The organism is Streptomyces sp. NPDC025273 (assembly GCF_040638585.1).
GTDB lineage: Bacteria > Actinomycetota > Actinomycetes > Streptomycetales > Streptomycetaceae > Streptomyces > Streptomyces cinereorectus.
In genome coordinates this window covers 40,545-53,734 of record NZ_JBEZYP010000002.1, presented here as the reverse complement: position 1 = coordinate 53,734, position 13,190 = coordinate 40,545, and the positions used below count along the sequence as shown (strand labels likewise).

Here is a 13,190-nt window from a genome sequence, read left to right as displayed (position 1 = left end):
GGAGGCGCACGGAATGGCAGCAGGCGCACCCAGGGTCTTCGTCTCACATCTGTCCGGCGTACCGGTGTTCGACCCCAATGGTGACCAGGTCGGCCGGGTCCGCGATTTCGTGGCGATGCTCCGGGTCGGCGGCAAGCCGCCGAGGCTGCTCGGCATGGTCGTCGAGGTGGTCAGCCGGCGACGGATCTTCCTGCCCATGATCAGGGTGACCGGGGTCGAGTCGGGCCAGGTCATCACGACCGGGGTCGTCAACATGCGGCGCTTCGAGCAGCGCCCGACCGAGCGACTCCTCCTGGGCGAGATCCTTGACCGGCGGGTGCGCCTCGTGGAGACCGGCGAGGAGGTCACCGTCCTCGATGTGGCCATCCATCAGCTCCCCGCCCGCCGTGACTGGGAGATCGACAAGTGCTTCGTGCGCAAGGGGCGGGGCGGCGCCCTGCGGCGCAAGGGCGAGACGCTGACGGTGGACTGGTCGGCGGTCAGCGGCTTCTCCCTGGAGGAGCACGGGCAGGGTACCGAGAGCCTGGTCGCCACCTTCGAGCGGCTGCGCCCCACCGATGTCGCCAACGCCCTGCACCATCTGTCGCCCAAGCGCCGGGCCGAGGTGGCCGCGGCGCTGGACGACGACCGGCTCGCGGACGTCCTGGAGGAGCTCCCCGAGGACGATCAGGTGGAGATCATCGGCAAGCTCCAGGAGGACCGTGCGGCGGACGTCCTGGAGGCGATGGACCCGGACGACGCGGCCGACCTGCTGTCGGAGCTGCCGGAAGCGGACAAGGAGCGGCTGCTGGCGCTGATGCGGCCCGACGACGCCGCCGACGTACGGCGCCTGATGTCGTACGAGGAGCGGACCGCGGGCGGGCTGATGACGACCGAACCGATCATCCTGCGGCCGGACGCGACGGTGGCGGACGCGCTGGCCCGCGTCCGTCAGCAGGACCTCTCGCCGGCGCTGGCCGCCCAGGTGTACGTCTGCCGGTCGCCCGACGAGACCCCGACCGGCAGGTACCTGGGCACCGTGCACTTCCAGCGGCTGCTGCGCGATCCCCCGTTCACCCTGGTCAGCTCGCTCGTCGACAGCGATCTCGTACCGCTGACGCCGGACACCCCGCTGCCCGCCGTGACCAGCTACCTGGCCGCGTACAACATGGTCTCGGTGCCCGTGGTGGACGAGAGCGGCTCACTGCTCGGCGCGGTGACCGTCGACGACGTGCTGGACCACCTGCTCCCCGAGGACTGGCGCGAGACCGACTTCCAGGGCGAGGAGGGGATCGACGATGGCCGGTGAGGACCGTACGAAGGCGGCGTCGACCGGCTCCTCGGGCATCGTGCGCCCCCCGCGGCCGCGGCTCGACCAGCCGAAGGACCCCCGGCGCCGGCTGCTGCCGGAGTACGACCCCGAGGCGTTCGGCCGGTTCTCCGAGCGCATCGCCCGGTTCCTGGGCACGGGACGGTTCATCGTCTGGATGACGCTGATCATCATCCTGTGGGTGGTGTGGAACATCTTCGCGCCGGAGGAGTTCCGGTTCGACCAGTACCCCTTCATCTTCCTGACGCTGATGCTGTCCCTCCAGGCCTCGTACGCCGCTCCGCTGATCCTGCTCGCGCAGAACCGCCAGGACGACCGCGACAGGGTCACCCACGAGCAGGACCGCAAGCAGAACGAGCGCTCGATCGCGGACACCGAGTACCTCACCCGGGAGATCGCCGCCCTGCGGATGGGCCTCGGCGAGGTCGCCACCCGGGACTGGATCCGCTCGGAGCTGGAGGCCATGGTCAAGGACATGGAGGAGCGCCAGGTGCTCATCCAGGTCGAGAGTGACGAAGGCGACCGCTGAGGGGCTACCCGCGCGTAGGCACCGGCGCCGTACCATCGTCGGTATGGCTACGGAAGACGCGGTGCGTGAAGCACTGGCGACAGTGAACGACCCGGAGATCCACCGACCGATCACCGAGCTGGGCATGGTGAAATCGGTTGGGATCGATCCTGACGGTGTAGTCGCTGTCACCGTGTACCTCACGGTTTCCGGCTGCCCGATGCGCGAGACGATCACCAAGAACGTGACCGACGCGGTGGCGCGCGTCGAAGGCGTGTCGCGGGTCGAGGTCACCCTCGACGTGATGAGCGACGAGCAGCGCAAGGAGCTCGCCTCCTCGCTCCGCGGCGGCACGGCGGAGCGCGAGGTGCCGTTCGCCAAGCCCGGCTCGCTGACCCGGGTCTACGCGGTCGCGTCCGGCAAGGGCGGCGTCGGCAAGTCCTCGGTGACGGTGAACCTCGCGGCGGCGATGGCGGCCGACGGGCTCAAGGTCGGTGTCGTGGACGCGGACATCTACGGGCACAGCGTGCCCCGGATGCTCGGGGCGGACGGCAAGCCCACCCAGGTCGAGAACATGATCATGCCACCGTCCGCGCACGGTGTGAAGGTGATCTCCATCGGCATGTTCACCCCGGGCAACGCCCCGGTGGTGTGGCGCGGGCCGATGCTGCACCGCGCGCTGCAGCAGTTCCTCGCCGATGTGTACTGGGGCGACCTGGACGTCCTGCTGCTCGACCTGCCGCCCGGCACCGGTGACATCGCGATCTCCGTGGCACAGCTCGTGCCGAATGCCGAGATCCTGGTCGTCACGACCCCTCAGCAGGCCGCGGCCGAGGTGGCCGAGCGGGCCGGTTCCATCGCCGTGCAGACCCACCAGAAGATCGTCGGCGTCGTCGAGAACATGTCGGGCATGCCGTGCCCGCACTGCGACGAGATGGTCGACGTGTTCGGCTCGGGCGGCGGTCGGCGGGTCGCCGAGGGGCTGACGAAGACGGTCGGTGCCGAGGTGCCGGTCCTGGGTTCCATCCCGATCGACGTACGGCTGCGCGAGGGCGGCGACGAGGGCAAGCCCGTCGTCCTGTCCGACCCGGACTCCCCGGCGGGCACGGCCCTGCGGTCCATCGCGGAGCAGCTGGGCGGCCGCCGGCGCGGCCTGTCCGGCATGTCGCTGGGACTCACCCCGCGCAACAAGTTCTGAGTGCTCGCACGCAAGGGGCGGCCTCCGCGGAGGCCGCCCCTTCCTCATGCGTGCTCAGGCCTCGTACGCCCTGATGTCGCCGATCACCGCGAAGCCCAGTCCGTAGGCGCTCATCCCGCGCCCGTACGCGCCGATGTGCACGCCGTCCGGCGCCGACCCCGCGAGGACCCAGCCGAACTCGGACTCGCGGTAGTGGAATTCCACCGGCACGCCGTCCACCGGGAGGGACAGCGTCGACCAGGGAGCCCGGCCGAGGTCGTCGGCCAGCTCGAACGCGGTCTCCGTCTGCTGGTTCAGCCATTCGCCGCGCAGCGTGTGGTCCATCTGCGGAGGCCACGTGTACGCCAGCAGGCCGGAGCCCGCCAGCCAGGCCGCCGAGGAGACCGTGGTGGCGTCCAGGACGCCCGTACCGTCGCCGGTGTGCCGTACCGGGCTGCTGGCCACCGTCACGACCACCGCGAAGCGCGCCTTCTCCGCGCCCGCCTCGGTCCGCACCACGGGTTCCTCACCGTGCCCCGTGGAACCGTGCTGCACCGTGCCGTCGGCGGCTGCGGCCACCTGCATCAGCCAGCGCGGACCCGTGAACGCCTCGTCCAGCCCGTACCAGGGGAACGGTGCCTTGAGATAGCCGTCGACAGTACGCCGGGCCGTCGGCACCCCCTCTGCGGTGCCCTTGCCGGGTGCACCGTCCGCCCCTACCCGACTCGTCGTCTCCATCTGCCCGGCCGCCTCCTCGATCCTTCAGATCCGGAGCGGCCCTCCCCCCTCGGGCATGGGCAACCTCGCAACCGGACAGATGGAGAATAGCCATACCGTCCGGACGAGTCGGGATTGGCGGGTCTCAGGTGGCGTCCGCGTCGAAGGGCGGGCGCTCGTCCTTGGCGGGCTGAGCGGGCTTCTTGAGGAGGTCGGGCGTGCCGGCCGCGGCCGGTGCGGCGGCGGCCGTGCCGGTGGAGGGCGTGGTCTCGCGGCCGTTCACCGCGTCGGTGACCTCCGCCATCTCCTTGCGCAGATCGAAGCTCTCCCGGATGTCCTTGAGCCCCAGGTCGTCGTTGCCGTCCATGAGCTGCTTGCGGACGAACGTCTTGGGGTTGAGGTCCTCGAACTCGAAGTCCTTGAACTGCGGGCCGAGCTCCGAACGGATGTCGTCCTTCGCGCTGTCCGAGAACTCACGGATCTTCCGGATGGTGCGCGTGACGTCCTGAATGACCTTCGGCAGCTTCTCCGGGCCGAATACGAGCACGGCGAGAACCACCAGCGTCACCAGCTCGAGTGCGCCTATGTCATTGAACACCTTGCTGCTCCTCGTGTTCTCCGCGTGTTCTCCGCCACCAGGGCCGTCGGGGCCGGACCGGCTCCACGGTACCCGTCGAAGCTGTCCGGGCGGTACCTGCCGGTGGCCGTCAGGTGCCGCTCGCCGAACCCAGGGTCAACGTCACGGGCAGGTCCTTGCCGTCGCGTGTCACCTGGAGGTCGAGGCGGTCTCCCGGCCGGTGGGCGCGGATCTTGACGATCAGCTCCTCGCCGCTGTGCACCCGCTGGCCGTCGACCTCGGTGATGATGTCGCCCGCTTCGATGCCCGCCTCGTCGGCCGGACCGTCCGCGGTGACCGCGGACCCGCCGCCGGCGCCCTTGCCGCCGACCTTGGCCCCGTCGCCGGTGAACTCCATGTCCAGCGTGACGCCGATCACCGGGTGGGTGGCCTTGCCGGTGCTGATCAGCTCCTCGGCGACCCGCTTGCCCTGGTTGATCGGTATCGCGAAGCCCAGGCCGATGGAGCCGGACTGCCCGCCGTCCGGGCCAGAGCCGCTGCCGGCGGCCCGGATGGCGCTGTTGATACCGATGACCCGGGCCTCGGCGTCGACCAGCGGGCCGCCGGAGTTGCCCGGGTTGATCGGGGCGTCGGTCTGCAGGGCGTCGACGTAGCTGACGTCGGTGCCGTCGCCCTTCTCGCCGCCCGCGGTGATGGGCCGCTGCTTGGCGCTGATGATGCCGGAGGTGACCGTGTTGGACAGGTCGAAGGGGGCGCCGATGGCCACCACCGGGTCGCCGACCTGCACGTTGTCGGAATTGCCGAGCGCCAGGGGCTTGAGGCCCGAGACGCCGGTGACCTTGACGACCGCCAGGTCGTAGCCGCTGTCCTTGCCGACGATCTCGGCGGGCGCGGTCTCGCCGCCGCTGAAGGTGACGGTGATGTCGCCGGTGGAGCCGGCGGGGGCGACCACGTGGTTGTTGGTGAGGATGTGGCCCTTGCCGTCGAGGACGAAGCCGGTGCCGGTGCCGGACTCGGCGGAGCCGCTGACGTGCAGGGTGACCACGCTGGGCAGAGCGCTGGCGGCGATGCCCGCGACGCTGTCGGGGGCGCGGCCGCCGCTGTCCCGGCCGGCCTGGGGCAGCTCGAGCGTGGTCAGGCCGCCGTTGCGCTCGACGTAGGCGCCGACACCGCCGCCGATACCGCCCGCGACGAGGGCGAGCAGTGCGGCTCCGACGAGGACGGATCCCCGGCGGCGCCTGCGCGGCCCCGCGTCGGGCCCGTGGACCGGTCCGGGGTGGCTCAGGGGCTGTTGGGGCGCGCCCCACGGGTCGTAGCGCAGCCACTGCGAGGTCTGCTGCGGGACGAGGGGCGGGCTCCCTGGCTGCGGGTGTGCGCCGTGCTGGTGCGGCACCAGGGGCGGCTGGGGCACAGGCGCGTACGCCTCGGCGGGGGCCGGGGGCTGGGCGGGCGCCGCGACGGCACTCCCGTGGCCGTTCGTCCCCTCGTAGGGCGGGGGCATGGGAGTGCCGTGGGCGGGGGTCGGCTGCGGGCGCTGGACGGGCGGTGCGGGCGCCCACGGCCCCGGGCCGCCGTAGGGCGGGGTGCTGTACTCGTCGGGCGCGTGCAGCGGCCGCGTCCGGGGTACGGGCGTGAACGGCTCGGGCGCCGGGGCCGGTACGCCTTCACCGGGCGTGAACGGCTCTGCCGCCCGGCCCGGTGCGCCTTCGTCGGCGGGCGCTCCGGGCTCCGCCGGCGGCGCCCCGTCGTGGGACACGATGACCTCGGCCCCGGCCGCGACGGGCGTCGAATCCTCCGGCTCGGCAGGGCCGGTACGTCCCGTCGTGGGACGGCTCCACCACTTCGCCTTCGGCCCGCTGCTGGGCTTCCCGTCGTCCATGCTCTCCCCGCTACTGGCCCTTGCACGCCCCCACAGAGGCGTCCCTCCCGGAATTCAACCAGGTTTGCGAATCCGCGCGCAGAGTCCGGGTCGGCGCAGCGGAGAAATCAGCGCAGTGGAGAAAGGGGCATCGCGCGGTCGCGCAGCGTCGGTGAGGCGGACGCCGTCGCCGAAGGCAGGGCCTGCTTCGGCTTCTGCTCGCCCCCCAGCGCGGCCGACAGGAGCGGGCCCGCGTCGGTCGGACGTATCAGCGGCGGAACGGACACGTTCAGCACCGGGAACGCGAACGTGTGCCCGGTGAGTGCCGTGGTGCTGATCAGTGAAGGCGCGGCGGCTACGGCCGGCTGCGCGGACGAGGACGGTACGGCGGTCGGTGCCACGGACGGCGTGCGGGGGCGTCCCTCCACGGAGAGCGCGCCGCCGCCGCCGCGGCTGGCCGCGGCGCCCGCACCGCCGGTCCGTGCCTCGGCATCGAGCGGCGTCCCGCTGCTGCCGGCGCCCTCGGCGCTGAGCGGAGCGTCGGGACCGTACTCCAGGGGCAGTGCGCCGCCGAGCGCGATGGCCGCGAGCGAGACGGCACTGGCCGCGGCGAACGCGAAGCGCCGGGCACGCCAGGGCGAGCGCTCGGCCTCACGGCCCACTCCGTGGATACGGAAGGCGGACGGAGGTCCGCCGGGCAGAACAGCGGCCGGTCCGTGCACGGTGTGCAGATAACCGAAGCCGTCCAGTGGCGACGAACCGGTAGTCGCCTCCGTGCCGCCGGGGGGCGTCAGCGCGGGGAAGAGTCCCTCCCCGAAGCGCCGGCCGCCGGAGCTGTCGCCGTCGCTCCCATGGCCCCCGGGAAGGCCCTGCAGGCGGGCCAGGAACCCCTCGGAGGGCGAGGGAGGGGTGGCGGTGGCGAAGGCGCTCTTCAGGCGCCGCTGGGCGTCGGCCTCGGCCTTGCACCTGGCGCAGGTCGCCAGGTGGGCGAGGACCCGCTCCCGGGCGTCGTGTTTGAGCTCACCGTCGACGAGCGCGGCGAGACGGTCCCCCAGATGGTGTTCCGCGGGGGTCGGACCTGTGCCACTCACGCCGTTCCGCCCTCCCCTGCCAGGACCGCGTCCGCGAGGGAACGCTGCTCGGCGCGGGCCTCGGGCGAACGGTGCTGCAGGGCCTTGCGCAGGTGCGAGCGGCCGCGGTGGATGCGGCTGCGCACGGTACCGAGCTTCACGCCGAGCGTGGCCGCGATCTCCTCGTACGAGAGCCCCTCGATGTCGCAGAGCACGACGGCGGCACGGAATTCGGGCGCAAGGGTGTCCAGCGCCTGCTGCACGTCCGCGTCGAAGTGCGTGTCGTTGAAGACCTGCTGCGGGGACGGCTCACGGCTCGGCAGCCGCTCGGCGGCGTCGTCACCGAGGGAGTCGAAGCGGATCCGCTGCTTGCGGCGGACCATGTCCAGGAAGAGATTCGTCGTGATCCTGTGCAGCCAGCCCTCGAACGTGCCGGGCGTGTAGGTCGACAGCGAGCGGAAGACCCGCACGAAGACTTCCTGCGTGAGGTCCTCGGCGTCGTGCTGATTACCTGTCAGCCGGTAGGCGAGGCGGTACACGCGACCGCTGTGCGTGCTGACGATCTCTTCCCATGAGGGCGGGGTCCACGCCTGAGAATCCGCGTCTGAGGCGAAGGTCGCGGTCGGTGCGGAGTCGTTGGAAGAACGGTCAGCGGTGTCGGTCACGGATTTCGGCTCACCCGCCGACCTGAGAAAGCGCCGCAGCACTCCTCCCCGATCCACAGGCGCAGCCGCACCTCCCCTATCGGCTCTGGTGGTGTCCAGCGGAGCCCCTACCATAGCCACCTCGCCCGTTAGCTCCGGATAAGCCTTTTCCCTGCCTGCCCCGGGTGTCCCCGGGGCAGGGGGCACGTTCCGGGCCCGGTGAGAGGGCCCGATCCATGCGTTTTCCCCTGCCCCCTCCTAACGCCCGGTCCCATCTGCGGGTTCCCGGGTTCAGCGGATACAGTCACCGTTGCGCCAACTACGGGGACAGGAGAGGGTCATTACCGCCAACCGGCAGACGAGCTGGGCGTTCGCCGACGCCTTTGTCGCCGAGGAAGAAGCTCTGCTCTGGGCCCGGGACCGGGCCCACGAGACGGGGCTCCGCTCGGTGTCACCCGGCACCGGCGCCGCGCTGCGCCTGCTCGCTGCCACCGCGGACGCCAAAGCGGTGGCCGAGATCGGCACCGGCACCGGCGTGTCCGGGATCTATCTGCTGCAGGGAATGCGCCCCGACGGCGTACTGACCACCGTGGACCCCGAACCGGAGCGCCAGCAGTTCGCCCGCGAGGCGTTCCGCGCGGCGGGCTTCGCCACCAACCGGTCGCGGTTCATCCCCGGGCGCGCACTCGACGTGCTGCCGCGGCTCGCGGACGGCGGATACGACCTCGTCTTCTGCGACGGCGACCGGCTCGAGAGCATGGACTGCCTCGCTGAATCGTTGCGCCTGCTGCGGCCCGGCGGCCTCGTCTGCTTCGAGGGCGTCTTCGCGGACGGCCGCACGATCGACTCCGCGGCCCAGCCGGCCGAGGTGCTGCGTCTGCGTGAGCTGCTCCGGGCCGCGCGGGAGAGCCAGGAGCTCATGGCGACGCTGCTGCCCGTGGGCGACGGGCTGCTGTGCGCCGTGCGGCGCGGCTGACCCCGGTCCCCGACGCACGACTGCCCCGGCACGGAGTCCGTGCCGGGGCAGTCGTGAAGTGTGGGCGCCTCCGCCTCAGCCGACGACCTTCTTCAGCGCGTCGCCGAGTGCATCGGCCTCGTCCGGAGTCAGCTCGACGACAAGCCGACCGCCGCCTTCGAGCGGAACGCGCATGACGATGCCCCGCCCCTCCTTTGTCACCTCGAGCGGGCCGTCGCCCGTCCGCGGCTTCATGGCCGCCATGCTCGTTCCCCTTCCTGAAACCAGCTCATCGCAACCGGCGGCTCCATGACAGGCGCTGCCTCACCGGCGTCGAACACAATGCTTCCTGGTCATTATCCCGCATGGGAGACCCCGATGACCAACATCGCTCGGCATCGCTTGCGCAACGCGCTCTCTCAAAACTACCCAATTCGGCGATCCGGCTGCGATACTGCGCCGCCATCGGCCCTCGGCCGAGAGCCAATTGTTAGACGCAGGTCACATATCCGCCCCGCCCGAAGTCGGCCATGCTTGCCTGGACAGGCACAATGCCGGAGCCGTAAGGAGACCCTGCGATGGCCGACACGGCCGACACCATGGCTGACACCGTGCTCACGGATGTGAGCGACGGGCTCGCGACGATCACGATCAACCGCCCCGACGCGATGAACGCCATGAACACCGCGGCCAAGGTCGCGCTCCGCGACGCGCTGCGGGCCGTAGCGGACGACACCGCCGTACGGGCGGTTCTGCTCACCGCGACCGGGCGCGCCTTCTGCGTGGGCCAGGACCTCAAGGAGCACGTCGCCAAACTCGCCGAGGCCCGCGACACGGACGGCGGCAACGCGCTGAGCACCGTGCGGGAGCACTACAACCCGATCGTGCGGGCGCTCACCGAGATGGAGAAGCCCGTGGTCGCGGGGGTCAACGGGGTCGCCGCGGGGGCCGGCTTCGGTTTCGCGCTCGCCGCCGACTACCGGGTGGTCGCCGACACGGCCGCCTTCAACACGTCCTTCGCGGGCGTGGCGCTGACCGCGGATTCGGGCGTCTCCTGGACCCTGCCCCGGCTCATCGGTGCGAGCCGCGCCGCCGACCTGCTGTTCTTCCCGCGTTCGATCTCCGCCCAGGAGGCGTACGAGCTGGGCATCGCGAACAAGGTGGTGCCCGCCGCGGACCTGGCGAAGGAGGCCCTCGCCGTGGCCCGCGCCCTGGCGGACGGTCCGACCGTGGCGTACGCGGCGCTGAAGGCGTCCATGGCGTACGGCGCGGGGCACACGCTGGCCCAGTCGCTGGAGAAGGAGGACGAACTCCAGACGAGGGCGGGCGCGTCGCAGGACCACACGATCGCGGTGGAGGCGTTCCTCGCCAAGCAGCGGCCGAAGTACCTGGGCCGCTGAGGACCGGCCCGCGGCCGCTACCGGCCGCGGGCCACGCAGTCGGCCAGGTGGTCGTCGACCAGGCCGCAGGCCTGCATCAGGGCGTAGGCGGTCGTGGGACCGACGAAGCGGATCGACCGCTTCTTGAGGTCCTTGGCCAGCGCCATGGAATCCGGGGTGACGGCCGGTACGTCCCCGAGCGTGCGCGGGGCGGGCCGGGTGGCCGGATCGGGGGCGTACGACCAGATGAGCGCGTCCAGCTCCCCGGCACCCCAGCCGGCCAGCACCTTGGCGTTGGCCAGCGTCGCGTCGATCTTCGCGCGGTTGCGGATGATGCCGGCGTCGGCGAGGAGGCGCTCCCTGTCGGTGTCGGTGAACTCCGCGACGGCGGAGATGCTGAACCCGGCGAAGGCGCTGCGGAAGCCCTCACGGCGGCGCAGGATCGTCAGCCACGAGAGGCCGGACTGGAACGCCTCCAGGCAGAGCCGCTCGAAGAGGGCGTCGTCGCCGTGGACGGGCCTGCCCCACTCCGTGTCGTGGTAGGCGAGGTAGTCCTCCGTGGACAGGCCCCAGGGGCAGCGCAGACCACCGTCCGCGGCGGGCTGGGCGCCGCTCATCGCGTGTCCTCGCCCGACGGCCGGCCGTCCTCCCCGGTCAGGGGTTCTCCCGGCCGCTTGAACAGGTCGGGGCCGGTCACCGCGGTCGCCTGGGCCCCGGCGAGCGCGGACTCCAGCTCGGCGATGCGGGCGTCCCGCTCGGCGAGCTCGGCGCCGAGGCGGCCCAGCGCCTCGTCCACGTCCGCCATGCGGTAGCCCCGCACGGCCATGGGCAGCCGCAGGGCCTCGACGTCGGCACGGCCGACCGGGCGGTTCGCCGGCAGCGGGTCGGTGAGCCGCTCGGGCTCCACGTCCTGCAGCACCGCACTTCCGCCTCCGCCTACCACCGCCATCGTGACCGCGGCCACCACCACGGCCATCGTGAGCAGCAAGAACCAGAACACGCGCATCTCCCCGGGAGCGGAAACCTGTCCGGGTCAGATCGTGCCACGCGCCACTGACAGTTAGGGTCGCAGGCGACCTACCGAGGAGGAGCACAGGGATGCGAAGCGATGCGCTCAGGCTGGGGCGGCGGGAATTCGGACCGCACGAACCGGTGATCATGGCGATCGTGAACCGGACCCCCGATTCCTTCTACGACCAGGGGGCGACGTTCCGCGACGAACCCGCGCTCTCCCGGGTCGAACAGGCCGTGTCGGAGGGCGCCGCGATCATCGACATCGGCGGGGTGAAGGCCGGACCCGGCGAGGAGGTGACGGCGGAGGAGGAGGCGCGCCGCACGGTCGGCTTCGTCGCCGAGGTGCGCCGCCGCCACCCGGACGTGGTGATCAGCGTGGACACCTGGCGGCACGATGTGGGCGAGGCGGTCTGCGAGGCCGGGGCGGACGTGTTGAACGACGCGTGGGGCGGCGTCGACCCGAAGCTCGCCCAGGTCGCCGCACGCTACGGGGCGGGGCTCGTGTGCACCCACGCGGGCGGCGCGGAGCCGCGGACCCGGCCGCACCGGATCGCGTACGACGACGTGATGGCGGACATCCTGCGGGTGACGGTCGGCCTTGCCGAGCGGGCCGTGGAACTCGGGGTCCGGCCGGACGGGATCATGATCGACCCGGGTCACGACTTCGGGAAGAACACCCGGCACTCGCTGGAGGCGACGCGCAGGCTCGGTGAGATGGCCGCCACCGGGTGGCCGGTGCTGGTCTCGCTGTCCAACAAGGACTTCGTCGGGGAGACGCTCGACAAGCCGGTCAAGGAGCGGGTGCTGGGCACGCTCGCGACGACGGCGGTGTCGGCGTGGCTGGGGGCGCGGGTGTACCGGGTGCACGAGGTGGCGGAGACGCGGCAGGTTCTGGACATGGTGGCGTCCATCGCGGGCCACCGTGCGCCCGCGGTGGCCCGGCGCGGGCTGGCGTAGGGCCTCTCGTGTGGATCGTGCCGGGCTCACGGGGTCCGGCCAGATCCGGACGTCCCTGGGCCCGGACCCCGCTGCCCGGTCGCCGGAGGGACGTGAGGAGCGGGGCTCGATTTCGCGCCCCGCTCCGCCCGGTCACCGAAGAGGGCTCGATTCGCCGGGACCCCTGGCGCCGACCTCCTTCGTCACGAGCCGGACCGCCTCCTCGACGTCGTCCGTGACGTGGAACAGCATCAGGTCGTGCTGGGACGCCTTGCCCTGGGCCACCACCGTGTCCCGCAGCCAGTCCACCAGGCCGCTCCAGTACGCCGAGCCGAACAGCACGATGGGGAAGCGCGTCACCTTGCCCGTCTGCACCAGCGTCAGCGCTTCGAAGAGCTCGTCCAGCGTGCCCAGGCCGCCGGGCAGGACGACGAAGCCCTGGGCGTACTTCACGAACATCGTCTTGCGGACGAAGAAGTAGCGGAAGTTGACGCCGATGTCGACATGTGGATTCAGGCCGGACTCGAACGGCAGCTCGATGCCGAGCCCGACGGAGACCCCCTTCGCCTCCCGGGCACCCTTGTTCGCCGCCTCCATCGCCCCCGGGCCGCCGCCCGTGATGACAGCGAACCCCGCCTCGACCAGCGCCCGGCCGATCCGCACGCCCGCCTCGTAGTCCGGCCCTCCGGCCGGGGTGCGGGCCGAGCCGAAGACGCTGATGGCGCTCGGCAGTTCCGCGAGCGCTCCGAAGCCCTCCACGAACTCCGACTGGATCCGCATCACCCGCCAGGGGTCGGTGTGCACCCACTCGGAGTCGCCCTCGGAGTCCAGCAGCCGCTGGTCGGTCGTGCCCGGCTGCACCTGCTCCCTGCGGCGCAGCACCGGGCCCAGCCGCTGCTCCTCGGGCTTCACCGCACCCTCAGGAACCTGCGCGCCCTCGGGGATCCCTGCGTCCTGCGGGTTGCCCATGACCTGCTCCCTCCGCCGACATGCGTTGTACGTGTCACGCTTCAGCGTAGATCGGCGGAGGTTACGGGCAGGGGAAT

General features: G+C 71.7%; 15 protein-coding genes. 6 read left to right on the top strand and 9 right to left on the bottom strand.

All coding sequences use genetic code 11. The annotated features are described in order from the left end of the window. Positions 1-13: 13 nt before the first annotated feature. Genes AB0F38_RS05230 through AB0F38_RS05220 form a run of 3 tightly spaced genes read left to right on the top strand, consistent with a single transcriptional unit; the run spans position 14 to position 3,015 of the window. Positions 14-1,288 carry a CBS domain-containing protein gene (locus tag AB0F38_RS05230; protein ID WP_361886931.1) on the top strand — a complete coding sequence of 425 codons (1,275 nt, stop codon included), beginning with the start codon at positions 14-16 and terminating at the stop codon, positions 1,286-1,288. Beyond that, the gene (locus AB0F38_RS05225; protein ID WP_361886928.1) at positions 1,278-1,838 is read left to right on the top strand and encodes a DUF1003 domain-containing protein; all 561 of its coding nucleotides are present in this window, start codon (positions 1,278-1,280) and stop codon (positions 1,836-1,838) included. The genes AB0F38_RS05230 and AB0F38_RS05225 overlap by 11 nt, the downstream gene beginning before the upstream one ends. Positions 1,839-1,881: 43 nt before the next feature. Continuing rightward, entirely contained in the window at positions 1,882-3,015 is a 1,134-nt protein-coding gene (locus AB0F38_RS05220; protein WP_361886925.1) for an Mrp/NBP35 family ATP-binding protein, read from the top strand. 54 nt (positions 3,016-3,069) lie between these two features. Here AB0F38_RS05220 and AB0F38_RS05215 read toward each other — a convergent pair whose 3' ends face one another. The 5 genes from AB0F38_RS05215 to sigE all read right to left on the bottom strand — a co-directional run bounded on the left by AB0F38_RS05215 (position 3,070) and on the right by sigE (position 7,995). Beyond that, a complete protein-coding gene (locus AB0F38_RS05215; RefSeq protein WP_361886922.1) occupies positions 3,070-3,732 on the bottom strand; it encodes a hypothetical protein in 663 nt (220 codons plus the stop codon). A gap of 124 nt (positions 3,733-3,856) precedes the next feature. Then, positions 3,857-4,309, bottom strand: a complete 453-nt coding sequence (locus tag AB0F38_RS05210; protein WP_361886919.1) for a sec-independent translocase — start codon at positions 4,307-4,309, stop codon at positions 3,857-3,859. Between the two features lie 109 nt (positions 4,310-4,418). After that, on the bottom strand, positions 4,419-6,167 hold the full coding sequence (locus AB0F38_RS05205) for a trypsin-like peptidase domain-containing protein (protein WP_361886916.1): 1,749 nt from the start codon (positions 6,165-6,167) through the stop codon (positions 4,419-4,421). A 107-nt stretch (positions 6,168-6,274) separates the two neighbouring features. Continuing rightward, complete coding sequence (locus tag AB0F38_RS05200; protein ID WP_361886913.1) at positions 6,275-7,237, bottom strand: zf-HC2 domain-containing protein; 963 nt, start codon at positions 7,235-7,237, stop codon at positions 6,275-6,277. Next, positions 7,234-7,995, bottom strand: a complete 762-nt coding sequence (gene sigE, locus AB0F38_RS05195; protein ID WP_361886910.1) for an RNA polymerase sigma factor SigE — start codon at positions 7,993-7,995, stop codon at positions 7,234-7,236. Before sigE ends, AB0F38_RS05200 begins: the two co-directional genes overlap by 4 nt. Positions 7,996-8,170: 175 nt before the next feature. Between sigE and AB0F38_RS05190 the strand changes: the two genes are divergently transcribed. After that, positions 8,171-8,836: an O-methyltransferase gene (locus AB0F38_RS05190; RefSeq protein ID WP_361886908.1), complete on the top strand. Its 666-nt coding sequence runs from the start codon at positions 8,171-8,173 to the stop codon at positions 8,834-8,836. 75 nt (positions 8,837-8,911) lie between these two features. On the opposite strand, the gene AB0F38_RS05185 is transcribed toward AB0F38_RS05190, so the two are convergent. Further along, entirely contained in the window at positions 8,912-9,079 is a 168-nt protein-coding gene (locus AB0F38_RS05185; protein ID WP_003966491.1) for a DUF3117 domain-containing protein, read from the bottom strand. A 335-nt stretch (positions 9,080-9,414) separates the two neighbouring features. Here AB0F38_RS05185 and AB0F38_RS05180 point away from each other — a divergent pair, with 335 nt between their 5' ends. Next, positions 9,415-10,215, top strand: coding sequence for an enoyl-CoA hydratase-related protein (locus tag AB0F38_RS05180; protein ID WP_361887882.1), 801 nt, complete (start codon positions 9,415-9,417; stop codon positions 10,213-10,215). Between the two features lie 17 nt (positions 10,216-10,232). On the opposite strand, the gene AB0F38_RS05175 is transcribed toward AB0F38_RS05180, so the two are convergent. Further along, positions 10,233-10,811 (bottom strand): DNA-3-methyladenine glycosylase I, encoded by a 579-nt coding sequence (locus AB0F38_RS05175; protein WP_361886905.1) that lies wholly within the window; start codon positions 10,809-10,811, stop codon positions 10,233-10,235. Next, positions 10,808-11,200 carry a DivIVA domain-containing protein gene (locus AB0F38_RS05170; protein ID WP_361886902.1) on the bottom strand — a complete coding sequence of 131 codons (393 nt, stop codon included), beginning with the start codon at positions 11,198-11,200 and terminating at the stop codon, positions 10,808-10,810. The genes AB0F38_RS05175 and AB0F38_RS05170 overlap by 4 nt, the downstream gene beginning before the upstream one ends. A 92-nt stretch (positions 11,201-11,292) precedes the next feature. Between AB0F38_RS05170 and folP the strand changes: the two genes are divergently transcribed. After that, positions 11,293-12,165: a dihydropteroate synthase gene (folP, locus tag AB0F38_RS05165; protein ID WP_361886899.1), complete on the top strand. Its 873-nt coding sequence runs from the start codon at positions 11,293-11,295 to the stop codon at positions 12,163-12,165. Positions 12,166-12,297: 132 nt separating this feature from the next. Here folP and AB0F38_RS05160 read toward each other — a convergent pair whose 3' ends face one another. Continuing rightward, a complete protein-coding gene (locus AB0F38_RS05160; protein ID WP_361886896.1) occupies positions 12,298-13,113 on the bottom strand; it encodes a TIGR00730 family Rossman fold protein in 816 nt (271 codons plus the stop codon). Positions 13,114-13,190 lie beyond the last annotated feature (77 nt).

What these genes read in the sequence shown, in the direction of transcription:
- AB0F38_RS05230 (WP_361886931.1), top strand. Translation starts at nt 14, where the DNA reads ATGGCAGCAGGCGCACCCAGGGTCTTCGTCTCACATCTGTCCGGCGTA.
- AB0F38_RS05225 (WP_361886928.1), top strand. Translation starts at nt 1,278, where the DNA reads ATGGCCGGTGAGGACCGTACGAAGGCGGCGTCGACCGGCTCCTCGGGC.
- AB0F38_RS05220 (WP_361886925.1), top strand. Translation starts at nt 1,882, where the DNA reads ATGGCTACGGAAGACGCGGTGCGTGAAGCACTGGCGACAGTGAACGAC.
- AB0F38_RS05215 (WP_361886922.1), bottom strand. Translation starts at nt 3,732, where the DNA reads ATGGAGACGACGAGTCGGGTAGGGGCGGACGGTGCACCCGGCAAGGGC.
- AB0F38_RS05205 (WP_361886916.1), bottom strand. Translation starts at nt 6,167, where the DNA reads ATGGACGACGGGAAGCCCAGCAGCGGGCCGAAGGCGAAGTGGTGGAGC.
- sigE (WP_361886910.1), bottom strand. Translation starts at nt 7,995, where the DNA reads ATGGTAGGGGCTCCGCTGGACACCACCAGAGCCGATAGGGGAGGTGCG.
- AB0F38_RS05185 (WP_003966491.1), bottom strand. Translation starts at nt 9,079, where the DNA reads ATGGCGGCCATGAAGCCGCGGACGGGCGACGGCCCGCTCGAGGTGACA.
- AB0F38_RS05180 (WP_361887882.1), top strand. Translation starts at nt 9,415, where the DNA reads ATGGCTGACACCGTGCTCACGGATGTGAGCGACGGGCTCGCGACGATC.
- AB0F38_RS05175 (WP_361886905.1), bottom strand. Translation starts at nt 10,811, where the DNA reads ATGAGCGGCGCCCAGCCCGCCGCGGACGGTGGTCTGCGCTGCCCCTGG.
- AB0F38_RS05170 (WP_361886902.1), bottom strand. Translation starts at nt 11,200, where the DNA reads ATGCGCGTGTTCTGGTTCTTGCTGCTCACGATGGCCGTGGTGGTGGCC.
- folP (WP_361886899.1), top strand. Translation starts at nt 11,293, where the DNA reads ATGCGAAGCGATGCGCTCAGGCTGGGGCGGCGGGAATTCGGACCGCAC.
- AB0F38_RS05160 (WP_361886896.1), bottom strand. Translation starts at nt 13,113, where the DNA reads ATGGGCAACCCGCAGGACGCAGGGATCCCCGAGGGCGCGCAGGTTCCT.